Origin of the sequence: Amycolatopsis bullii (assembly GCF_014654205.1) — a bacterium.
In the GTDB taxonomy this organism is placed as follows: domain Bacteria; phylum Actinomycetota; class Actinomycetes; order Mycobacteriales; family Pseudonocardiaceae; genus Amycolatopsis; species Amycolatopsis plumensis.
The window spans coordinates 125988-146739 of the sequence record NZ_BNAW01000018.1; the positions used below are offsets into that span (position 1 = coordinate 125988).

Here is a 20752-nt window from a genome sequence, read left to right on the forward strand (position 1 = left end):
TCGTGTTCGCTTTCCGAAGGGTACCGGGGTGACCGGCACCGGTCGGCATCCTCAGGTATTGACCGGGGTACGACTTAGGTCGGGGTTCACCCTGGTGCGCCACCCGGGAATGCCCCCGGAAATGACGCTTCCGGGGCAGGCCGGGGCACCGCCCACGCGGCACGGCCTCCACCCCAACGAGTGCACCTCCCTCTCGCTCGACGCCCGCACTCCCTCCCGCTCGCCGCGCACGCCACCGCCAGCGCCCACACCGTCCCGCCGACCCGATACGCAGCCGCCTCAGCGGCCGTCACGCCGGGTCAAGGCACGCTTTCCCGCCTTGACGCGGCGTGACGGCCGCTGAACAATCCGGCGTTCGGGTCGGTGAAAAGAACATGAGGTGTGCCGATCAGGGCATCACACGTGACTCCCGGGGCATCACGCGTGACTGGCCGGGCATCACGCCCCCGAAGCAACCATCCACCGCAGTTGTCCACAACATCCACCCCCATGTGGACAACTCCGCCGGAGAGGAGACCCGATGAAGTACGTGGTCCTGATCTACGGCAACCCCGCGTCGCGCGCCGCCTGGGAAGGCATGACCGACGAACAACGCGCCGCCGGGCTGGCCTACTACCAGCAGCTCAACGACGATCTCGATGCCTCCGGCGAGCGGATCGTCTCCGAACGGCTCGCCTTCCCGGAGCTGGCCAAGCAGGTGGGCGTCACCACCGACGGCCCGTTCGCCGAGGCCAAGGAGTTCCTCGCCGGCTTCTACCTGCTCGACTGCGAGAGCGAAGAACGCGCCCTGGAGATCGCCGCGATGGTCCCGGAGGCGTCCTTCGGCAAAGTCGAGGTGCGGCCGGTGATGGGGTTGCACGGGCCGGAGCTGTGACCGACGTCGAGAGCCTGCTCCGCGAGCTCGCGCCGCAGGTCCTCGCCGCGCTGGTCCGGCGGTACGGCGACTTCGACGCCTGTGAGGACGCCGTCCAGGAAGCCCTGCTGGCCGCCTCGCAGCAATGGCCGGCGGAAGGCGTTCCGGATCACCCGAAGGGGTGGCTGATCACCACGGCGTCCCGGCGGCGGATCGAGCAGTGGCGCAGCGAGACCGCGCGGCGGCGGCGGGAGGAGGCCGTCGCTCAGCACGAGCCACCCGAGCCCGAGCCGGTCAGCGGGGTCGACGACACCCTCACCCTGCTGCTGCTCTGCTGCCACCCTTCGCTGACGCGGCCGTCGCAGGTCGCCCTCACCCTGCGTGCGGTCGGCGGGCTGACAACCGCCGAGATCGCGCGGGCCTTCCTCGTCCCCGAGGCCACCATCGGGCAGCGGATCAGCCGCGCGAAACAGAAGCTGAAAGGCGAACGGCTCACGAACGACGGCCGTCCCGAACGTCTCACCGCCGTCCTGCAGGTGCTGTACCTGATCTTCACCGAAGGGCACACGGCCAGTTCGGGGGACGCGCTGAGCCGGGTCGAGCTGACGACCGAGGCGATCCGGCTGGTCCGGCAGCTGCGCGCGGACCGGCCGGACGACGGCGAAGTCACCGGGCTGCTCGCGCTCATGCTGCTGACCGAGGCCCGGCGCCCGGCCCGCGTCGACGCGACCGGCGCGCTGGTCCCGCTGGCCGAGCAGGACCGGACCCGCTGGAACCGGGCGTTCATCGACGAAGGCGTCGCGCTGATCACGAAGGCACTGGCGACCGCGCCCGTGGGCCCCTACCAGCTGCAGGCGGCGATCGCCGCGGTCCACGACGAAGCCGCGACCGCCGAAGAGACCGACTGGGCGCAGATCCTCACGCTCTACGACCTGCTGCGGGTCGTCGCGCCCGGCCCGATGGTGACGCTGAACCGCGTGGTCGCGTTCGCGCAGGTCCACGGCCCCGAAAGAGGCCTGGCGGAGCTGAGTGAGGCGGCGAAGCACCTCGGGCGGCACCACCGGGTCGACGCCGTCCGCGCGCACCTGCTCGAAACCGCGGGTGACCTGGCCGGCGCCCGGGAGGCCTACCTGGCCGCCGCCCGGCGGACGCTGAGCCTGCCGGAACAGGCGTTCCTCCAGTCCCGCGCCCGCGCCCTGACGGGCACTTTCACGTGAAAGTGACGTGGAGAGGCCATCTCCGGGTCACTTTCACGTGAAAGTGGCGCGTCAGAGGATCTCGGCGGAGGTGCCGATGTCCGGCGGGCCCAGGTCGGGGTTCAGCGCCCCGGTCAGTTCCACCAGCTCCGGCTCCACCTCGTGCGGCTGGATGCGCCCGTCGCGGATCTCCTCCGCGTAGTGGCACGCCACCCGGTGGCCGCCGCCGATCTCGCGCAGTTGCGGGCGGTCGGTGTCGCACCGGCTCGCCTGCCGCCACGGGCAGCGCGTGTGGAACCGGCAGCCCGACGGCGGGTTGGCCGGCGACGGCAGGTCACCGGCGAGCAGGATCTGCTCGCGGGTGTCCTCGACCTGCGGGTCCGGCACCGGGATGGCCGACAGCAGCGCCTTCGTGTACGGGTGCAGCGGATCCCGGTACAGCGAGTCCGCGTCCGTCTCCTCCACCAGCGCGCCCAGGTACATCACGCCGATGCGGTCGGAGATGTGCCGCACCACCGCGAGGTCGTGGGCGATCACGACGTAGGTCAGGCCGAGCTGGGCCTGCAGGTCCTCCAGCAGGTTCACCACCTGGGCCTGCACCGAAACGTCCAATGCGGACACCGGCTCGTCGGCGACGATCAGGTCCGGCTCCACGGCCAGCGCCCGCGCGATGCCGATGCGCTGGCGCTGCCCGCCCGAGAACTCGTGCGGGTACTTCCGCAGCGACGTCTCCGGGAGGCCGACGGCGGCCAGCAGCTGCCGCAGCCGCCGCTGGGTGGCTTCCTTGTCCTTGTCGAGGCCGTGCGCGTGCATGCCCTCGAGCAGGATGGACTCGACCGACTGGCGCGGGTCCAAACTGGACATGGGGTCCTGGAAGACCATCTGCATCCGGCGCCGGGCCTTCCGCAGCTCCTCGCCCTTGAGCTGGGCGACGTCGGTGCCGTCGAACTTCACGGAACCGGCGGTGGGTTCGTTGAGCCGCAGGATCGCCCGGCCCAGAGTGGACTTCCCGCAGCCGGATTCGCCCACCAGGCCGTAGGTTTCGCCGCGGCGGATGGCCAGGTCGACGCCGTCGACCGCGTACACGTGCCCGACCGTCCGGTCGAACACGATGCCGCGCTTGATCGGGAAGTGCACCTTGAGGTCGGTGACCTCGAGCAGCACGTCACCAGCGGGACGGGTCATCGGGCTCCTCCTCCCGCGGCGACCGCGGGCCGCACGGGGTTGTGACAGCGCAGCAGGCCGCCCTGGTCGGGCGCCAGCTGTGGCTGGACCTCGCGGCAGACCGGCAGCGCGTTGGGGCAGCGCGGCGCGAACGCGCACGCGTGGTCCCACGGGATGTTGTCGGCCACCGAGCCCCGGATGGGGATCAGCTTCTCGCCGCGGCCCGCGTCCAGGCGCGGGATCGAGGCGAGCAGGCCGTGCGTGTACGGGTGCCGCGGTTCGGCGAACAGCTGGTGCCGTCGCGCCCGCTCCACGATCTTGCCGCCGTAGAGGACGTTGACCTCGTCGCACAGCCCGGCGACGACGCCGAGGTCGTGCGTGATCATGATTAGCGCGGTTCCGGTGTCCTGCACCAGTTCCCGCAGCAGCGCGAGGATCTGCGCCTGGATCGTGACGTCGAGCGCGGTCGTCGGTTCGTCGGCGATGAGCAGCCGCGGCCGGCAGGCCAGCGCGATCGCGATCAGCGCGCGCTGCCGCATCCCACCGGAAAGCTGGTGCGGGTACTCGGAAAGCCGGCGCGACGGGTCGGGGATGCCGACCTTGTCGAGCAGGTCCACCGCTTCGACGGACGCCGCTTTGCGCGACATCCCGCGGTGGCGCTCCAGCACCTCGGTGATCTGCAACCCGATCGGGATGACCGGGTTCAGCGAGGACAGCGGGTCCTGGAACACCATGCCGAGGTCGCGGCCGCGGCGGTCGCTCATGTCCTTTGTGGACAGCTTGAGCAGGTCGGTGCCTTCGAAGCGCACCGAACCGGTGACCTTGTTGCCGCGCTTGGCCAGCAGCCGCATGATCGCCAGCGACGTGACGGACTTGCCGCAGCCGGACTCGCCGACCAGGCCGACCGTCTGGCCCGGCTCGACGTCGAAGCTGACGTGGTCGACCGCGGTGAACGACTGCTCGCCACGGCGGACGAACTCGACCGTGAGGTCACGGACTTCAAGGAGTGCCATCGGTTCTCACCGCCTGTTCTTCGGGTCGAGGGCTTCACGGAGGGACTCGCCGAGCAGCGTGAACCCGAGCGCGACGATGATGATCGCGATCGCCGGGTAGTACGCGAGCTCGGGCCGGACGTCGAGGAACTGCCGGGCACCCTTGCTCAGCATGATGCCCCACTCCGCCCGGTTCGGGTCCGGGTCGCCCAGACCGAGGAACGACAGCGCCGCGGCCTCCAGGATGGCGGTCGCCAGTGTCAGCGTGGCCTGCACGATGACCGGGCCCAGCGAGTTCGGCAGCATGTGCCGGAACACGATGGTGCCGCGCTTGACGCCCAGCGACGTCGCCGCGAGGACGTGGTCGCTGCCGCGCTGCACCAGCATCGAACCGCGCAGCAGCCGCGCGAAGATCGGAACGCCGATCAGCGAGACGGCGAGGATCACCGTCCACTGGCTGGGCTTGGCGAACAGCGCCGCCACCGAAATCGCCAGCAGCAGCGACGGCACCGACAGCATGACGTCGACCAGTCGCATGAGGACGGTGTCGACCCAGCCGCCGAACGCGCCGGCCAGCCCGCCGATGATGATGCCGAGGAGCACGCCGATCACCGTCGCCAGCACCCCGACGAGGAGGGTGTTCTGCGCACCGACGATCAGCCGCGACAGTTCGTCGCGGCCGAAGTCGTCCACGCCGAGCGGGAAACCGGGCCGGCTGCCCGGGATGATCCCCTGGCCGAGGGCGACCTCGCCCTGCAGGTAGCGCTCGAACGGGTCCTTGGGCGCGATCAGCGGCGCGAACACCGCCAGCAGCACGAACAAGCCGGTGATCACGCCACCGGTGATCGCGACCGGGCTGCGCAGCATCCGCCGCAGGGCTTCGCGGCCGAGGCTGTTCCCGCTCGCCGCGGCGAGCTTGTCGATCGGCTCTTTCTTCTTGTTCAGCAAAGTGTTCATCGCACACGCACCCTCGGGTCGATGATCCCGTACGAGACGTCGACCAGCATGTTCACCAGGACGTACACCAGCGCGCCGAACAGCAGCAGCGCCTGGAGCCGGGGGTAGTCACGCCGTTCGATGCCTTCGGCCAGCAGGAATCCGAGGCCGCGGAAGTTGAACACCCGCTCGGTCAGCACCGCGCCGCCGAGCAGCGCGCCGGTCTGCAGGCCGATGGTGGTGACCACCGGGAGCAGGCCGTTGCGCAGCACGTGCCGCCGCCGGACGACGGGCTGCGTGAGGCCCTTCGAGTTGGCCGTGCGGATGAAGTCCTCGTTGAGCACTTCGAGCACCGACGCGCGGGTGATCCGGGTGATCACCGCGAGCGGGATGGTGGCGAGCGCGAACGCCGGGAGGATCAGGTGCTTGATCGCGTCCCAGACGGCGTCCCACTCGCTGGTCATGATGCCGTCGAGGACGGCGAAGTTCGTGACGGCGGTGGCGTCGAGCCCGGCGGTCTGCCGGCCCTGCGAAGGCAGGCCCAGCGGGCCGGCGAGCAGGTCCTGCATCATGTAGCCGAGGAAGAACACCGGGACCGCGACGCCGATCAGCGTCAGCACGATGATCACGTTGTCAGCGGCACCACCGCGGTAGCGGGCCGAGAGGTAGCCCGCCGGGATGCCGATGAGCACCGCGATGATCATCGCGGAGATGCCCAGCTCGATGGTGGCGGGCAGGAACGTGCCGATCTCCGACATCACCGGCTGGGTGGAGACCAGCGAGGCACCGAAGTCACCGGTGATCGCGCGGCCGAGGAACTTGAAGTACTGGACGATGACCGGCTGGTCGAGACCCAGCACGCGGTTGAGGTTGGCGATCTTCTCCGGCGTTGCCTTGTCGCCGAGGAGGGCGGCCGCGGGCCCTCCGGGCAGCGACCGTAGCCAGGCGAAGACCAGGATGGACAGGATGAGGAGCGTCGGGATCGCTTGTAGCAGCCGACGCACGAGAAAACGGAGCACTTGCAGTCCTTTAGGTGGCAGCCCGCTGAGTACGGAACATGGGGTGGGCGCGGTAGCACCCACCCCATGCCTCGCGGCGTTGAGCCGTCAGTTCACAGTGACGGTGTTGAACCGCTCGTCGGTCAGCGGACTGGCGACCAGGCCCTTGACCTTCGGGCCGACCACGATCGCGGGCGGGCCGTAGGAAATCGGGATGGCGGGCAGGTAGTCCATGATCTGCTTGTTGACTTCCTGGTACGCCTTGGCGTGCGCGTCACCGGCGGGCGAAGCGTCCGCGGCGGCCAGCGCCTGGAACAGCTGCGGGTTGTCGAACCCGAACTCCGGCTTCTTGCGGCCGAAGAAGGTGCCGACGAAGTTCCCGGCGTCGTTGTAGTCACCGGTCCAGCCGAGCAGGTGCAGGTCCTGCTTGCCGAACTTCTGGACGTCGTCCTTGTAGCCACCGTTCCACGGCTTGGCGACCGGCTCGATCTTGATGCCGATGGCCTTCAGGTCCTCCGAGATCGAGGTGAACACGTCCGCCGGGTTCGGCATGTAGGGACGGGTGACCTCGGTCGGGTAGTAGAACTTCAGCGTCAGGTTCGTCGCGCCGGCCTCGGACAGCAGCTGCTTGGCCTTCTCCGGGTTGTACGGGTACTTGGTGACCTCGTCGGTGTAGCCGGAGATCGTCTTGGGCACGAACTCGGTGGCCACCTCGGCACCCTCGGGCAGCTTGCTCTTGACGAACTGCTCGCGGTTGATGCCGTAGGCCAGCGCCTGGCGGACGCGGACGTCCTTCAGCTTCTCGCCGGCCTCGCCGGACTGGTTGATGCCCATGTAGAGCACGTTGAACGGCGGGCGCACCAGCACCTGCTCGCCCTCGTTGCGCAGCAGGCCGTAGTCCGCGGGCGCCGGGTAGTCGTAGCCCTGGATGTCGCCGGCCTTGAGCGCCTGCTTGCGGGCGTTCTCGTCCGGGATGACCTTGAAGATCAGCTTGTCGAGCTTGGCCGTCTGGCTCGGGCTCTGGTCGTTCTTGGACAGGACGATCTCACCCTTGCCCTGGTCCCAGCTGTCGAACTTGAACGGGCCGGTGCCGACCGGGTGCTTGTTCGCGTACTCGCTGTAGGTGAACGAGTCACCGGACTGGGTGACCTCGTCCGACTTGTACTGCTTGAGCGCGGTCGGGCTCTGCATCGCGAACGACGGCAGGGTGAACGCCGCCGGGAACGCGCCCTTGGCCTTGTTGAGGTTCACGACCGCGGTCGCCGGGTCCTTGGCTTCGCAGCTCTTGTAGACCGGGTCGCTGTAGTCGTCGCTCTCGTTCTTGGCGAAGCCGCCGAAGACGTCGGCGTAGTAGATCATCTGGCTCTGGGCGGCGGCGCCCTTCATGTTGTACCAGCGGTCGAAGTTGAAGCAGACCGCGGTCGCGTCGAAGGCGGTGCCGTCGGAGAACTTCACGCCCTGCTTGAGGGAGAAGGTCCAGGTCTTGCCGTCGTTGCTCGGCTCCCACTTCTCGGCCAGCGAGGGCTCGAGGTCGGCGGTGCCCGGCTTGTTCTGGATCAGCGTGTCGAAGATCTGGCGCGTGATCCGGAAGGTCTCGCCCTCGTCGTTGAAGATGGGGTCGAACAACTTCGGGTTACCGGCCGCGCCGAAGATCATGGTGCCCCCGGAACCACCCCCTGCGCCCTCTTCACGCTTGGATTCCGCACAAGCCGACAGCGAAACCGCGAGCGCGCCGGCGAGCCCGATCAGGGCCACGCGGCGTGTTCGGGTCAGCCGCAATTGCTGCATCTGGCACCCCTTGGGAGATGTTCGGGTTCAAAGTCACCGTCCGGTCGGTCAGGAACTCGACGGACGATCGGTGTGCTCGCCGACACTAGCGGGAACTCGGCCCGCACTTAAGCACGTGAGGTTACGATCGCGCTACGTGGACGTCGATTTGACCGCAATGTGTCCGTAAATCGCGACAGAATGTGACCATTTGCCGTCTTCGGCTGCGTCCGGTGTCCGATCCCTGACACAGATGGCGGTACCGACATTGATCCGGACGTGTATCCGACTACCGACCGCTGGATCGATCCGGAGCCCTCCGTACACGCTGCGTGACCGACTCGTCCCTACGAAAGTCGGGTTCCGGCGGCTTCGGGGGTGCGGTCGACGGCGAACCAGCCGCGCTCGAACCGTTGCCACCGCGCCAATTCGGTCCGTGCGGCCGCGCCGTCCCGCGCGACGGTCCTGGCCAGCCGCTCGGCGTCCGAGCCGCCGGAGAGCCAGCAGAGGTGGGAAAGCAGGGATCTTGCCGAAGCCCGCCCACTCGAAACGCCCTCCAGCACCAGGACGTCCGGCACGGTCACCCGGACGAGTTCACCCGGCCGCGGGACCCCGGTGGACCAGTCCATTCGCCGGTACGCCCCGGGAACGCCGTCGGCCAGGGGACGCAGGACGCCGTCGGCGAGCCGGGGCCACCACGAAACCGGGTCTTCCCACGTCGCGAAGGCGTCGGTGCTCACCAGGGCCGTGCGGCACCCGCGCGCGGTCAAGTCGTCGACGACGCGGGCGGCCAGCGTGGACTTGCCGGCGCCGGACGGGCCGTCGATGGCCAGCACGCGCACCCGGCCCAGCCGCGCGGGGGCCGCGAGCAGGGCCTCGACCAGGACGTCACTTGCTGACGCGTTCGACCTCCGGGAGCCCTTTGACGTCGTCGGGCGCCGCCGTCTTCGCTTCCAGCTCGGCGATCCGGCTCGCCAGCTCGCGCCGGGTGTCTTCCAGCTCGCAGCGCAGCAACGCGATCTCCTCGACCGAGGTGCGCACCTCCTCCTCGAGGTGCCCGGTCTCGGTGGACAGGTGCAGCGACACGAGCGCCAGGACCACCCCGGCCAGCAGGAAGACGAAGTTGGACGGGGTCTCCACCCCGGTCAGCCGGGCCAGGAACTGCGCGGCCGACGGGATCACGGCCAGCACCACGACGCCGATGGCGACGACCAGCCACACGCCCGCGTACTTCTCCCGCAGCTTGCGCCGCCGCATCATCTCGATGACGACGAAGAGCACCAAGCAGGCGATGACGATGCTGAGGATGCGCCAACCGGCCATCTTCCCAAGCTCCTTATGCCGAGTCCGACGAGTCGACCGCGGGACGGCGGCGGACCAGCGCGAGCAGCAGCGCGAGCCCGGCGCGGCCCAGGTAGACGGCCGACTTGACGGGCGAGTGGCTGGGCGTGCCGCCCGCGCGCTCGCGCATGATGACCGGGATCTCCTTGATGACCAGCTCGGCCCGGATGGCCATGACCAGCGATTCGACCGTGTCGCCGAGGTACTCGGCCGGGTAGTAGCCGGCGAACAGCCGGATCGCGCGCGGCCCCATCGCCTTGAAGCCCGACGTGACGTCGGTGAGCCTGGTCTTCGCCAGCCGCGAGAACACGATCGACAGCGCGACCATGGCGTACTTGCGCGGCCCGCTGGCCTTGTAGGCGCCCTTGCCGGCGAACCGGGAGCCGATCACGATGTCCGCGTCGTCCAGGCCGCGCAGCAGCGCGTCGAGCTCGTCCGGATCGTGCTGACCATCGGCGTCCACCTGCACGACGACGTCGTAGCCGCGGGTGGCGGCGTAGCGGAAGCCGGTGCGCATGGCGCCGCCGACCCCGAGGTTCACGGCGAGCCGGGCCACCTCGGCGCCCGCGGCGCGGGCCAGCTTGGCGGTGTCGTCCACCGAGCCGTCGTCGACGACCAGCAGGTCGGCCTCCGGACGGGCGCGCTTGACGTGCTCGATGACCGACGCGACGCTCGCCGACTCGTTGAGAGCGGGCATCACGATGAGCACGCGGCGGCTGGTCACCGAGGTCGCCGGGGTCACAGACACGCTGACACTTTAGCTCTTCACCGGCCGTCGTCCGCCGCGGACCCGGGCGCGGCACCGGCCGCGACGACGTCGTGCTGCCCCGCGATCTCGTAGATCGCGGCACCGGCGTTGCGGTAGACCAGCTTGAACCCCGGAGCGGTGTCCAGATTGAGCAGACCGGCGTCGTTGTGCGCGTCGGGAACGGCGTTGCCCTGGCCGACGAAGGCGTACCGGACCTTGAGCTCCCGCAGGATCTTCCGGACCCGGGGGTCGGCTTCCAGCCGGTTCGCGTGCGCGCTGACGTACCCGATGTCGCTGGCCGGCTCGGCGCCGTAGTAGTTCCACTGGGTCGGGTGAATGCCCTGGAGCGCGTACATCCAGACCGACCCGTCGAGGCGGTCGTTGAGGACGCGCTCGCCGGGGACCGTGTGCCCGGCCAGCCAGGCGAACGCCGTCTCCTCGTCCGCGCTCACCGCGGGGAAGCCGCGGTAGCCGATGTTCACGTGGACGGTGTTGATGCCGACGTACGCGCGGCTGAACCCGCCGATCACCGCCGCGAGCAGCACCACGCCGGCCAGGACGGGCGCGGCCGGGTGCAGCTTCGGCAGCCGGGGGCGGACCTTCGCCGCGAACCACGCCGTCGCGGTGTTGACGAACTCGCCGAAGCCGACCGCGCCGATCAGCGGCAGCAGCGCCGCGATCCGGTAGTTGTCGTTGTAGAACGGTCCGGTCAGCAGGTGGACCAGGCCGTTCTCCATGGAGACCGTCGCCGCGTACAAGCCGCCGAGGACGACGTACGCGCCGACCAGCCAGACCACCTTCCGCTGCCGGGCCAGCAGGACGATGCCGGCGATGGCGGGCAGGCCGATCCACCACTGCGGGAAGTCCGCCATCGGCGAGAACGTGACCGTCTGCCCGACCGCGCCGGTCACCGTCGCCGCGTTCGACCAGACCGCGGACGTGACGCCGCCGGCGTTCCAGAGCGAGGGCAGCACCTGGGGCAGGCCGAGCCCGGCGGCGAGCAGCGCGGCCGCCACCAGCGACGGCCAGGCGCGCCGCCAGTCGATCGGCTCGAACCGGAAGAGCACCGCGGCCAGGATCAGGACGCAGTACACGACGAGGACGAACACGACGCTGGTGTGCAGGGCCGCCAGGCCCCCGATGCCGACGCCCACGGCCAGCGGACCGGTGGCCCCGCCCGGCTCGAGCAGCAGGCGGACCACCGCGAGCATGGCCGGGACCAGGGCGACACCGGCGGCGTACGGCCAGACCGGGCCGTGCCAGAACAGGTCGTAGGGGAACGAGGTGAAGCAGGCGGAAGCCGTGGCGGCCGCGGCCGCCGTCACCGGCGGCAACCGCCACGCGCGGCACATCGCGGCCACGCCGAGCGGCACCGCGAAGGTGACGGCGATCGACGCGAAGTTCAGCAGCGGCATCACGCTCAGCCCGCCCTTGCCGAAGAGCACGGCGAGCAGCGCGTGGTAGGTGTCCGGGTAGAAGTAGTGCGTCTCGTCCGGCAGGTTCGCGATGGTGCCGATGGTCGACGGGCGCGCGTCACCGCGTTCGGCGATCCAGCGGACGAGGTTCGCGTGGAACGCCGCGTCCCAGTCCTGGTTCACCGTGCCGGGTGAACCGATGCCGCGCAGCACGGTGACCGCGCCGATCGCCATCCCGGCCGCGACGCCGAGCGCGGTCAAGGCGTGCGCGCGCCAGGACCACCGCGGGCGTTCGGGCGGGACCGCGTCGGCGTCCGGACGGCGCCGCCGGGTGAACCGGGCCACGGCCCAGGTGATCGCGAAGCCGGCGGCCGAAACCACGAGCGTCCACAGTGTCGCGGAGAGCGCGGTCCACCGGACGCCCGCTCCGCCGAGCAGCGGGATGCCGAGGGCCACCACCCCGAACGTGAGGACCGGCGCCGCCGCGCCCAGCGTCCAGCCGCGCAGGCCGATCGCCGCTCCGAAAACGGCGCCCGGCAACCAGAAAGCGGCCAGAACGAGCAGAAACCCCATTGTCCCTTCCCATTTCGCCGGGATCCGTCCCGCGATCGCGGTGCCCGCTTCCGGACGGCGGCGGCCACGCTACCGTGCACGTCAGTTCGCTGGTCACCCGCATCCTCGGCACACCGCGGCCCCCCATAGACTCCGGGCGTTGACGGCTTTGTTGATCGGAGAAGGCATGCTGTCCGAAGCTGTCCGGCTGGCCGTGGGAATCCTGGTGGTATTGCTTCCCGGATTCTTGATTCTGCTGGTCACCGGCGTACGCGAACGGTTGTGGCTCGCGGGTCTCTCGGCGCCGTTGACGACCGGGTTCGTCCTCGTGGTGTCCCTCTTCACGGGGGTGACCGGGCTCCGGTTCGGACTGCTGACGACGATCGTCGCGCTCGCGGTCGTCCTGCTCGTGCTCGGCGGCGTGCGGTGGCTCGTCCGCCGCCGTCGTCCGGCCGCGGCGCCGGCCGAGCCCGCCGAAGACCCGCGGCTGCGCACGCTGACCGGCCGGGCCGGGACGGTGGCCCAGGTGCTGGGCGCGCTCGTCGCCGTCGCCGGGGTCGGCCTCGGCGTCCGCCTGTGGCACAAGGGCCTCGGGTCGTGGCGGACGCCGACCCAGGAGCACGACACCGTCACGCACGCCGTGCTGACCGCCTTCACGCACTTCACCGGCAAGGCCGCGCCGTGGCAGATCCTGCCGATCGACGTCGTGCACGACACGAACGTCCAGTTCTACCCGCCCGGCTTCACCGACCTCTGTGCCCTGCTCACCGACATCTTCGGCGACACGATGCTGTCACTGAACCTGGTGACCGTGGTGTTCTCGGTGGTCGTCCTGCCGCTGTCGGTGGCCGCCCTCACCGCGGCGGTGCTCCGGCACGGCCGGCTGGGCCGCGGCTGGGTCGAGCTCGCCGCCGGCGTGGCCGCGCTGGTCTCCGTGCAGCTGTACCGCCCCGGCATCGCCTTCGCCCACGACGGCGGCGTCCTGCCGAACGCGGCCGCGATGACGCTGATGCCCGGGCTCGTCGCCGTGATGCTGGTGCTCGGCAAGCGCAACTGGGGCCGCGCGGTGCTGGTCGGCGTGGCCGCCGCCGGGGCGTTCAACGTGCACCCGAGCGCGCTGACCTCGGTCGCGCTGACGACGGTCGCGGCCCTGATCGGCCTGCTGTTCACCAAGGCGGGCCGGCTCGCCTTCGTCCGCGCGCTGCTGCCGCTGGTGCTGACGGGGGTGGTCGCCGTCGTCCTGATCGTCCCGGACGTGCTGGCGCTGCTGCGGCTCGGCGGCGGCACGGTGGTCGACGCGCCGGCCAACATCCCCGGCTCCCCGCTGGGCGAGTCGGCCGAGCTGCTCGCCCGGCTGCCCTACGGCGGCTACTTCGACCCGAGCGGCGCGATGGGCCAGCCGGCCCTCGGCCTGCTGGGCCTGGCCGGCGTCGTCGCCACGCTGCTGTCGCGGCGGGCGTGGCCGCTGCTGACGGCCTGGCTATTCTGGGCCGCGGTCGTGGTGAGCTTCCACTTCTCGCCCAACTCCGGCTTCGGCGCGACGATCGGCCGGTTTTACTACCGCGTCGCCAACCGCCTCGACACCCACGTCTACCTGCTGATCCCGCCGCTGGCAGGGGTGCTGTTCGTGGCGCTGGGCCTGGTCGTCGTCGCGGTCCGGAAGGGCAACCCGGTTCCGGCGCGGCTCCGGCCGGCGGTGGCGTTCGGGCTGATCGTGGTGCTCCTCGGCGCGCTGACGGTGACGACGTTCCGCGGCTACATGAACACCGGCGCGCTGTCGCTGAGCCAGCGCTACGCGACCCCGCAGTTCGTCCGCTACAACGCGGCGGACGACGCGGCGGCGAAGTGGCTGGACCAGAACGCGGCCCCGGGCGAAGCGATCCTCAACAACGCGAACGACGGCTCGACGCTGCTGTACGTCGACTACGACCTGCCGATCCTCAACATCGTCCCGGACGGGCACAGCCCGATCGAGGACAACATCACCCTGCTGGCGAAGTTCCGCGACTTCCCGGACGACCCGCAGGTCCAGAACATCCTCCGGGCGAAGAACGTCCGCTGGGTGTACGTGGATTCGTCGGCCCCGACGGTCGGCACGGACGGCCACCACTGGACGGGCCGGCTTACCTACAGCCTGGCGCCGGGGCTGAGCGGGCTGGCGGGGCTCCCGGGCCTGACGAAGGCGTTCAGCTCGGGCACGGTCACCGTCTACCGGCTGGACCTCCCGCAGACCCCGCCGCGAGGCTAGGCTTCCGGGCCGGCCTCGACCGGCTGATGCGCCCGGCGCAGGACGAAGGCGAGCACCACCGCCAAGCCGAGCGCCGGCGCCACCGCCAGCGCGACCACCGCGCGGAACACCGTGTCGCCCGGCAGGAACAGCAGCACCAGCGATGCCGTGCCGGTGACCACGGCCCAGGTCGCCAGCACGTGCTTCGCCTGCGTGCGGGCCACGAGCACCGCCGTGAGCAGCTGCATCGGCACCAGCAGCACCGACGACCAGACGAGTCCGGCGACCGACCAGCCGTCGATGTCGTACTTCGGCCCGCTGACGAACCGGACCGCCCACGGGCCCAGCCACAGCCCGACCAGCGCGCCGAGCGCGGCCAGCGCCAGCGACGCCACCGCGCCGAGGGCGAGCACGCGGCGCAGCCGGTGGCGGCCCTCCTCGGTGACCGAAAGCCGGACGACGAACGGCACCGCCAGCGACTGCACCGGCCCGATCAGCGTCAGCGGCAGCCGCGCGATGACCAGCGCCGCGAACAACGAGCCGACGCGGTCGCCGTCGCCGCCCGGGGCCAGCAGACCGACCAGCGCCGGGTAGCCGGTGATGACCGCCGCCGTCAGGGCCGCACCGGTCAGGAGCATGGCCATCCGGCGGGACGTGACACCCCAGCCGTCGCCCTCGACGTGGAAGTCGAGCAACTGCCGGGCCGGGCGCGCGAACAGCAGCCAGGCGAACGAGCCGGCCGCGACCGCGATCGCCAGCGAGACGACGTTGTAGGCGATCGAGACGAACAGGAGGCCCAGGATCAGCGCCCGTACGGCCGGTTCGGCGATCACCAGCAGCGAGAACGCCTTCACCTTGTGCTGCCCGATGAGCAGCCCGCGGGTGCCGAACTGGCACGCGAACGCGACCCCGCCGGCCAGCACGATCACCGCCAGTGACCACTCGCCGCGGAACAGCTTGTCGTTGATCGGCGGGATCAGCAGCGCGAGCGAGAACGCGGCCGCGACGACCGTCCCGACCGCGACCGCCCGCAGCGCCGGACGGCCCGCCTTGCCGCCGGCCAGCGCGGCGACCGCCGACTGCCGCGAGAGCTCCTGCTCGAGCGGCGAGAGCGTGCTGCCGAGGCCCATCAACAGGCCCCAGAACGTGACGAAGACCGCGTACTCCGGCGGCGGCAGCAGCCGCTGGCAGGCGACCGTGAGCACGTAGCCGAGGCCGATCGACACGATCAGCGAGCCGCCGAGGCTCCCCGCCGTCGTGCGGCCGCCGGCCGCCGCGGTGCCGGGTTCCACTTCGGTGCTCATCGGCGGCGGAGCCGGGCGCGCACGGCCATGGCCAGCCCGCGCAGGACACCGGCGCCGAAGCCGCCGGCGAACACCGGCAGCAGCGTGGTGACCGCGCGGGCCTCGGGGCCGGTCGCACCGCACTTCTTGACGACCTCGCCCGCCGCGACCGCGCCGAGGACACCGGCGGCGAGCGTCGTCTTCGGCTTCTTCGCGGCGAAGAACAGGCCGACGACACCGGCCGCGAGCGCGCCGAACAGCGCGTTGCGGGCCGGGCCGGGCGAAGCGATGTAGGAGTCCACGTAGGTCGTGCCGCGGAAGTACGCCTGCTGCGTGAACTTCTTGAAGGAGTCGCGCCCGTGGTAGGTCGCCGACAGCTCCGGGGCGAGCCAGATCCGCTCGCGCTCGGCGATCCAGCGCAGCATGCGGGTGTCGTCGCTGGCGAAGCGGAGGTCGTCGAACAGCGACGCGAACGCCGTCACCGAGCCCTCGAGGAGGCCGCGGCGGGCGCAGAAGAACGTGGTGCCCTTCGGGTGGACGTCGAACTCCTCGATGCCGTACGACATCAGCCGCGGGTTCGCGCAGTACTGGCGCCAGGGCACCTTCACCAGGCCGGCCATGAATCCCGCGTACGGGTTGTGCTCGGAGGCGACGTTGATGTGCCCGTTCCAGACCGCGCGCTCGGGGTGGTCGACGAGCTGGTCGCGCAGGAACGTCAAGGTGTGCTCGTCGACGACGACGCGGCTGTCGAGCAGGGCGATCCACTCGCCGGACGACTTGGCGATGCCCGCCCGCCGGGCCTCGAACCGGCCGGAGTTGACCTGGCGCAGCACCGTGATGCCGTGGCGTTCGCGCAGGTCGTCGAGCCGGGACGGAGTGGCGTCCGTGCTGCCGTCGTCGACCACGACGACCTCGATCGGCCAGCTCGCGGCCGCCGCGGAGGCGAGCAGCGCGCCGACACTGCGTTCGATCCAGTCCTGCTCGTTGTAGACCGGGATCACGACGCTGAGCGAGGGGAGGAGCGGGTTCGCACTCACCGTGCCGAGGCTACCCGGCGGCTCCTGCGCCGGGTTGGCCAGTATCCTTACGCGACCGCACCCGACCAGAAATGGGCTTCACGGTGATTTCCTTCATTCTCGGCACCACCGCGGAACTGATCAAGATCGCGCCGGTCTACCACGGGATCCGCGAGCGCGGGATGCGGCCGAAGATCTGGTTCACCGCCCAGCACGTCGACGAGGTCGCGGACGTTCTCGCGGACCTGAACATGCCGGAGCCGGACGTCTGGCTGGTGCCGCAGGACAAGGCCCACAACCTCGAGTCGCCCGCGCAGGTGCCGGGCTGGGCCGCGCAGGTGCTGCGCACCGCGTGGAGCCGCCGCCACGAGCTGCGCGCCGCGCTGACCGAGGACGGGCGCCCGCCGCTGGTGCTGGTGCACGGCGACACGTTCACCACGCCGTACGGCTCGCTGATCGGCAAGCGGATCCTCAAGTCCCGCGTCGGGCACGTCGAGGCGGGCGCGCGGTCGGGCAGCATCCTCTCGCCGCTGCCGGAGGAGCTGAACCGCAAGATCGCGGCGAAGATCGTCGACATCCACTTCGCGCCGAGCATCCGCGAGGTCAACAACCTGCGCAACGCCCGCGGCGTGGTGGTCGACACCGAGGCGAACACGGCGATCGACGCGATGCGCCTGGCCATCCACCAGCCGCTGGACGTGCCGAACCTGCCCGAGAAGTTCGGCCTGGCCACGCTGCACCGCTTCGAGCTGGTGTCGCGGCCGGACAAGTACCGCGAGGCGCTGGAAATCCTGCGCGAACAGAGCCGCAAGATGCCGATCCTGTACATGGCCGGCGCACCGGAGCGCGAGAAGATCCGCTCGCTGGGCCTCGGGAACATCTTCGACGACCAGTTCATCGTCCAGCCGAAGATGCGGTACCTGAAGTTCCTGCCGCTGGTGGCGCGCGCCGAGTACGTCGTCACCGATTCGGGTGGTCTTTCGGCGGAGTGCTACTACCTCGGCCTGCCGTGCGCGGTGCACCGCGAGCGCACGGAGACGCCGCAGCACCTCGGCGAGACGGTCGTGCTGACCGAAATGCGCGGCGACAAGCTGCAGAACTTCCTCGACACGTACCAGAACCGGCGCGGGGAGTCCTGGATGGACAAGTACCACCCGTCCGAGATCGTCGTCGACACGCTGGCGCAGCTCGGCTACTGCTGAGGTCTCTTTGGGGTGACCCCCGGTTTCTCCGGGGGTGAGCCGGGCAAAGTGTCGCCATGATCCACATCGGACTGGCGGCCGCGCTCGTGGTGGTGCCGCCCATCGACCAGGGTGCCGTTCGCGACGCCGCGCTGTCGGCGGGCTTCCAGGAGGCGTACGTCGGCGTGGCGGGCCCGATCGCCCAGGCGATCCACGCCGCGTACGACATCCCGGCGTCGGTCACGGTGGCGCAGGCGATCCTGGAGTCGAACTGGGGCCGCAGCAAGCTGTCGACGGCCGAGCTCAACCACTTCGGCTTCAAGTGCGTGACGCCGACGAGCCCGGGACCGATCGCGCTGAAGTGCGCGCGGTACCCGTCGACGGAGTGCGTTCCGGCGCCGTGTCATGCGGTGGACGCGTATTTCCGCTCCTACGCCTCGATCGGCGACTCATTCCGTGATTACGGGCGGTTGCTGACGACGTCGTCGAACTACGCGGCCGCGCTGCCGGTGCGGTCGGACCCGGACGCGTTCATCCGGGCGGTGGCGCGGAAGTACGCCACCGACCCGGAGTACGCGAACAAGGTCATCCGGCTGATGGACCTCTACGACCTACGACGCTTCGACCGGTGAGCTCCTCCAGCTTCGCGAAGAACTCTTCCGCACCCGCCTCGAGAGCGGAAAGCAGCTTTTCCTCCCCGGTGACCGCGGTCTCGCGGTAGGGCTCGGCCAGGACGGTGATGCGGACCAGTCCCGGCGGGACCGGCTCGAGCGTGAGGTACGCGGACTGGTCGGGGAACCGCACCTCGGCGCGCCCGTTTTCGCGGTAGCCGGCCACGAGGTCGGCCACGGCACCCCACAGCCCTGGGATGTCCGACTCCCAGTTCGGGCCCAGGAGGGTGACCGGCCCGATCGTCAGCTCGATCACGCCGGTCAGGTCGGCGCCGCGGCGCAGCTCGGGCAGCTCGGTGCAGTCGCGGATGTCGACGAACCGCCGGTCGAACGCGATCAGCGTCCGGACCGGCTCGACCGGCAGCCCGTCAAAGGGCACGGCGGCCCGACAGCGCCCGGCCCAGGGTCAGCTCGTCCGCGAACTCCAGGTCACCACCCATCGGCAGACCCGACGCCAGCCGCGTCACGCTCAGGCCCGGGAAGTCCCGGAGCATCCGGACCAGGTAGGTCGCCGTCGCCTCGCCCTCCGTGTTGGGGTCGGTGGCGATGATGATCTCCTTGATGTCCGCCTCGCCGATGCGCTTGAGGAGCTCGCGCATCCGCAGCTGCTCCGGGCCGATGCCCGACAGCGGGTCGAGCGCGCCGCCCAGGACGTGGTAGCGGCCCTTGAACTCGCGCGTGCGCTCGACCGCCAGGACGTCCTTCGGCTCCTCGACCACGCAGATGACCGTGAGGTCGCGGCGCTCGTCGCGGCAGATGCGGCACTTCGGGTGCTCGGAGACGTTGCCGCAGACCTCGCAGAACTGCACGCCCTCCTTGACCTTGCCGAGGACGTCCTGCAGCCGCGCGATGTCGGCCGGGTCGGTGGCCAGCAGGTGGAACGCGATCCGCTGGGCGCTCTTCGGCCCGACCCCGGGCAAGCGCCCGAGCTCGTCGATCAGGTCCTGGACGACACCTTCGTACAAGTTCGTCAGCCGCCGAAGCCGAGGCTGCCGAGGTCCGGCATGCCGCCACCGCCGCCGAGCCCGCCGGCCAGCGGGCCGAGCTTCTGCTCGGTGAGCTTCTGGGCGCTCGCCGAGGCGTCGCGGACCGCCGCGATGATCAGGTCGGACAGCGTCTCGACGTCGTCGGGGTCGACCACCTTCGGGTCGATCTGCAGGCTCTTCAGCTGGCTGTCACCGGACACGGTCGCGGTGACCAGTCCGCCGCCGGCGGTGCCGGTGACCTCGGTGTTGGCCAGCTCTTCCTGGGCTTCGACGAGCTTCTGCTGCATCTGCTGCGCCTGCTGCATCAGCTGGGAAAGGTCGAAGCCGCCGCCGGGTTGGGCCATGATCGCACTCGGTCCTCTCTGCACGCCTGTGTCCCCACCAGGGTAGTCGCGCCACGCGAAGGGCCGGGCTGTGGCACCGTGGTCGCCGTGCGACGCGCGACTGCTCCCCTGCTGCTGGCCGGTGCCCTCCTGCTCACCGGCTGCTCCGACGACGCTCCGGCGGCTCTTTCCACCGCGCCTGCGACGGTGGTCACGACTGCTTCGCCCACGTCTTCCGCTTCGCCGTCTCCGTCGTCGGTCACGCCTTCTTCGGTCGCGCCGCCTTCGTCGTCGGCGCCGGCCGGGAAGGTCGTCGTGCTCGACCCGGGGCACAACGGCGGGAACGGCGCTCACCCGGCGGAGATCAACCGCGCGGTGCCGGCCGGGCGCGGGCAGACCAAGCCGTGCAACACGACGGGCACCTCGACCAACGCGGGTTACCCCGAGCACGCGTTCACCTTCGACGTGGCCCAGCGGGTCGGAAAAGCGTTGTCGGACAAGGGAATCCGCGTCGTCTACACGCGACAGAACGACACCGGCGTCGGCCCGTGCGTCGACCGCCGCGCGGCGATCGGCAACGAGGCGAACGCGGACGCGGTCGTCTCCATCCACGCCGACGGTTCGGAAGCGGCGGGGGCGAACGGCTTCCACGTCGCGTATTCGTCGCCGCCGCTGAACGCCGCGCAGGGAGCACCGTCGACGCGGCTGGCGCAGACGCTGCGCGACACGATGCGCACGAGCGGCTTCAGCGCGGCGAACTACATCGGCACGAACGGCCTCTCGGCCCGCGCTGACCTGGCCGGCCTCAACCTCTCGACCCGCCCGGCGGCTCTGGTGGAGTGCGGCAACATGCGCAACGCCACGGAAGCGGCCCGGATGACGAGCGCGGACGGCCGCCAGCAGTTCGCCACCGCCATCGCGTCGGCCATCGAGGCCTACCTGGCCTCCTGACCCAGCACCCGAAGAGTCGACCCGCGCACCCGCAGGGTCAGCTTGCGTACCTGGAGAGTCGGCTTGCGTACCCGAAGAGTCGGCTTGCGTACCCGAAGAGTCGGCTTGCGTACCCGAAGAGTCGGCTTGCGTACCCGAAGAGTCGGCTTGCG

20 protein-coding genes are annotated in these 20752 nt (G+C 70.5%); 6 read left to right on the forward strand and 14 right to left on the reverse strand.

Annotated features, from left to right (window positions below):
- The first annotated feature begins 520 nt into the window (after nucleotides 1-520).
- Together IE317_RS21545 and IE317_RS21550 are read left to right on the forward strand one after the other, a co-directional pair.
- The gene (locus IE317_RS21545) at nucleotides 521-874 is read left to right on the forward strand and encodes a YciI family protein (RefSeq protein ID WP_191312765.1); all 354 of its coding nucleotides are present in this window, start codon (nucleotides 521-523) and stop codon (nucleotides 872-874) included.
- Nucleotides 871-2070, forward strand: a complete 1200-nt coding sequence (locus IE317_RS21550; protein ID WP_191312767.1) for an RNA polymerase sigma factor — start codon at nucleotides 871-873, stop codon at nucleotides 2068-2070. Before IE317_RS21545 ends, IE317_RS21550 begins: the two co-directional genes overlap by 4 nt.
- A gap of 51 nt (nucleotides 2071-2121) precedes the next feature.
- Here IE317_RS21550 and IE317_RS21555 read toward each other — a convergent pair whose 3' ends face one another.
- The 9 genes from IE317_RS21555 to IE317_RS21595 form a co-directional block, all read right to left on the reverse strand.
- Nucleotides 2122-3234 (reverse strand): ABC transporter ATP-binding protein, encoded by a 1113-nt coding sequence (locus tag IE317_RS21555; protein WP_191312769.1) that lies wholly within the window; start codon nucleotides 3232-3234, stop codon nucleotides 2122-2124.
- Nucleotides 3231-4226, reverse strand: coding sequence for an ABC transporter ATP-binding protein (locus IE317_RS21560; protein WP_191312771.1), 996 nt, complete (start codon nucleotides 4224-4226; stop codon nucleotides 3231-3233). The genes IE317_RS21555 and IE317_RS21560 overlap by 4 nt, the downstream gene beginning before the upstream one ends.
- Nucleotides 4227-4232: 6 nt before the next feature.
- On the reverse strand, nucleotides 4233-5162 hold the full coding sequence (locus IE317_RS21565) for an ABC transporter permease (protein ID WP_191312774.1): 930 nt from the start codon (nucleotides 5160-5162) through the stop codon (nucleotides 4233-4235).
- Nucleotides 5159-6160: an ABC transporter permease gene (locus IE317_RS21570; RefSeq protein ID WP_191312776.1), complete on the reverse strand. Its 1002-nt coding sequence runs from the start codon at nucleotides 6158-6160 to the stop codon at nucleotides 5159-5161. The genes IE317_RS21565 and IE317_RS21570 overlap by 4 nt, the downstream gene beginning before the upstream one ends.
- Before the next feature lie 87 nt (nucleotides 6161-6247).
- Entirely contained in the window at nucleotides 6248-7927 is a 1680-nt protein-coding gene (locus tag IE317_RS21575; protein WP_229902830.1) for an ABC transporter substrate-binding protein, read from the reverse strand.
- 326 nt (nucleotides 7928-8253) lie between these two features.
- Nucleotides 8254-8790, reverse strand: a complete 537-nt coding sequence (locus IE317_RS21580) for a uridine kinase family protein (RefSeq protein WP_191312828.1) — start codon at nucleotides 8788-8790, stop codon at nucleotides 8254-8256.
- A 4-nt stretch (nucleotides 8791-8794) separates the two neighbouring features.
- Entirely contained in the window at nucleotides 8795-9229 is a 435-nt protein-coding gene (locus tag IE317_RS21585) for a DUF2304 domain-containing protein (protein WP_191312778.1), read from the reverse strand.
- A gap of 13 nt (nucleotides 9230-9242) precedes the next feature.
- Nucleotides 9243-9944 carry a glycosyltransferase family 2 protein gene (locus IE317_RS21590; RefSeq protein WP_191312829.1) on the reverse strand — a complete coding sequence of 234 codons (702 nt, stop codon included), beginning with the start codon at nucleotides 9942-9944 and terminating at the stop codon, nucleotides 9243-9245.
- A gap of 68 nt (nucleotides 9945-10012) precedes the next feature.
- On the reverse strand, nucleotides 10013-11983 hold the full coding sequence (locus IE317_RS21595; RefSeq protein ID WP_191312780.1) for a DUF6541 family protein: 1971 nt from the start codon (nucleotides 11981-11983) through the stop codon (nucleotides 10013-10015).
- A gap of 166 nt (nucleotides 11984-12149) precedes the next feature.
- Between IE317_RS21595 and IE317_RS21600 the strand changes: the two genes are divergently transcribed.
- Nucleotides 12150-14210 carry a DUF6541 family protein gene (locus tag IE317_RS21600; protein ID WP_191312782.1) on the forward strand — a complete coding sequence of 687 codons (2061 nt, stop codon included), beginning with the start codon at nucleotides 12150-12152 and terminating at the stop codon, nucleotides 14208-14210.
- Here IE317_RS21600 and IE317_RS21605 read toward each other — a convergent pair.
- Nucleotides 14207-15493: a hypothetical protein gene (locus IE317_RS21605; protein WP_191312785.1), complete on the reverse strand. Its 1287-nt coding sequence runs from the start codon at nucleotides 15491-15493 to the stop codon at nucleotides 14207-14209. The genes IE317_RS21600 and IE317_RS21605 overlap by 4 nt on opposite strands.
- Nucleotides 15490-16509 (reverse strand): glycosyltransferase family 2 protein, encoded by a 1020-nt coding sequence (locus IE317_RS21610; protein WP_191312787.1) that lies wholly within the window; start codon nucleotides 16507-16509, stop codon nucleotides 15490-15492. Before IE317_RS21610 ends, IE317_RS21605 begins: the two co-directional genes overlap by 4 nt.
- A gap of 71 nt (nucleotides 16510-16580) precedes the next feature.
- On the opposite strand from IE317_RS21610, the gene IE317_RS21615 reads away from it, so the two are divergent.
- Both IE317_RS21615 and IE317_RS21620 read left to right on the forward strand, forming a co-directional pair.
- On the forward strand, nucleotides 16581-17690 hold the full coding sequence (locus tag IE317_RS21615; RefSeq protein ID WP_191312788.1) for a UDP-N-acetylglucosamine 2-epimerase: 1110 nt from the start codon (nucleotides 16581-16583) through the stop codon (nucleotides 17688-17690).
- A 56-nt stretch (nucleotides 17691-17746) separates the two neighbouring features.
- On the forward strand, nucleotides 17747-18301 hold the full coding sequence (locus IE317_RS21620) for a glucosaminidase domain-containing protein (protein WP_191312790.1): 555 nt from the start codon (nucleotides 17747-17749) through the stop codon (nucleotides 18299-18301).
- Here the strand turns inward: IE317_RS21620 and IE317_RS21625 are convergent.
- From IE317_RS21625 to IE317_RS21635, 3 genes are read right to left on the reverse strand one after another with little or no spacing between them, the layout of a single operon-like run.
- Nucleotides 18255-18719, reverse strand: coding sequence for a hypothetical protein (locus IE317_RS21625; RefSeq protein WP_191312792.1), 465 nt, complete (start codon nucleotides 18717-18719; stop codon nucleotides 18255-18257). The genes IE317_RS21620 and IE317_RS21625 overlap by 47 nt on opposite strands.
- On the reverse strand, nucleotides 18709-19305 hold the full coding sequence (gene recR, locus IE317_RS21630) for a recombination mediator RecR (protein WP_191312794.1): 597 nt from the start codon (nucleotides 19303-19305) through the stop codon (nucleotides 18709-18711). Before recR ends, IE317_RS21625 begins: the two co-directional genes overlap by 11 nt.
- A gap of 5 nt (nucleotides 19306-19310) precedes the next feature.
- The gene (locus tag IE317_RS21635) at nucleotides 19311-19670 is read right to left on the reverse strand and encodes a YbaB/EbfC family nucleoid-associated protein (protein WP_191312796.1); all 360 of its coding nucleotides are present in this window, start codon (nucleotides 19668-19670) and stop codon (nucleotides 19311-19313) included.
- Between the two features lie 78 nt (nucleotides 19671-19748).
- On the opposite strand from IE317_RS21635, the gene IE317_RS21640 reads away from it, so the two are divergent.
- Nucleotides 19749-20600, forward strand: coding sequence for an N-acetylmuramoyl-L-alanine amidase (locus IE317_RS21640; RefSeq protein ID WP_191312799.1), 852 nt, complete (start codon nucleotides 19749-19751; stop codon nucleotides 20598-20600).
- Nucleotides 20601-20752: the final 152 nt, after the last annotated feature.

Coding starts and splice junctions, on each gene's coding strand:
- IE317_RS21545 (WP_191312765.1), top strand. CDS start 521: ATGAAGTACGTGGTCCTGATCTACGGCAACCCCGCGTCGCGCGCCGCC.
- IE317_RS21555 (WP_191312769.1), bottom strand. CDS start 3,234: ATGACCCGTCCCGCTGGTGACGTGCTGCTCGAGGTCACCGACCTCAAG.
- IE317_RS21560 (WP_191312771.1), bottom strand. CDS start 4,226: ATGGCACTCCTTGAAGTCCGTGACCTCACGGTCGAGTTCGTCCGCCGT.
- IE317_RS21565 (WP_191312774.1), bottom strand. CDS start 5,162: ATGAACACTTTGCTGAACAAGAAGAAAGAGCCGATCGACAAGCTCGCC.
- IE317_RS21575 (WP_229902830.1), bottom strand. CDS start 7,927: ATGCAGCAATTGCGGCTGACCCGAACACGCCGCGTGGCCCTGATCGGG.
- IE317_RS21585 (WP_191312778.1), bottom strand. CDS start 9,229: ATGGCCGGTTGGCGCATCCTCAGCATCGTCATCGCCTGCTTGGTGCTC.
- IE317_RS21590 (WP_191312829.1), bottom strand. CDS start 9,944: ATGCCCGCTCTCAACGAGTCGGCGAGCGTCGCGTCGGTCATCGAGCAC.
- IE317_RS21595 (WP_191312780.1), bottom strand. CDS start 11,983: ATGGGGTTTCTGCTCGTTCTGGCCGCTTTCTGGTTGCCGGGCGCCGTT.
- IE317_RS21600 (WP_191312782.1), top strand. CDS start 12,150: ATGCTGTCCGAAGCTGTCCGGCTGGCCGTGGGAATCCTGGTGGTATTG.
- IE317_RS21605 (WP_191312785.1), bottom strand. CDS start 15,493: ATGAGCACCGAAGTGGAACCCGGCACCGCGGCGGCCGGCGGCCGCACG.
- IE317_RS21615 (WP_191312788.1), top strand. CDS start 16,581: ATGGGCTTCACGGTGATTTCCTTCATTCTCGGCACCACCGCGGAACTG.
- IE317_RS21620 (WP_191312790.1), top strand. CDS start 17,747: ATGATCCACATCGGACTGGCGGCCGCGCTCGTGGTGGTGCCGCCCATC.
- IE317_RS21635 (WP_191312796.1), bottom strand. CDS start 19,670: ATGGCCCAACCCGGCGGCGGCTTCGACCTTTCCCAGCTGATGCAGCAG.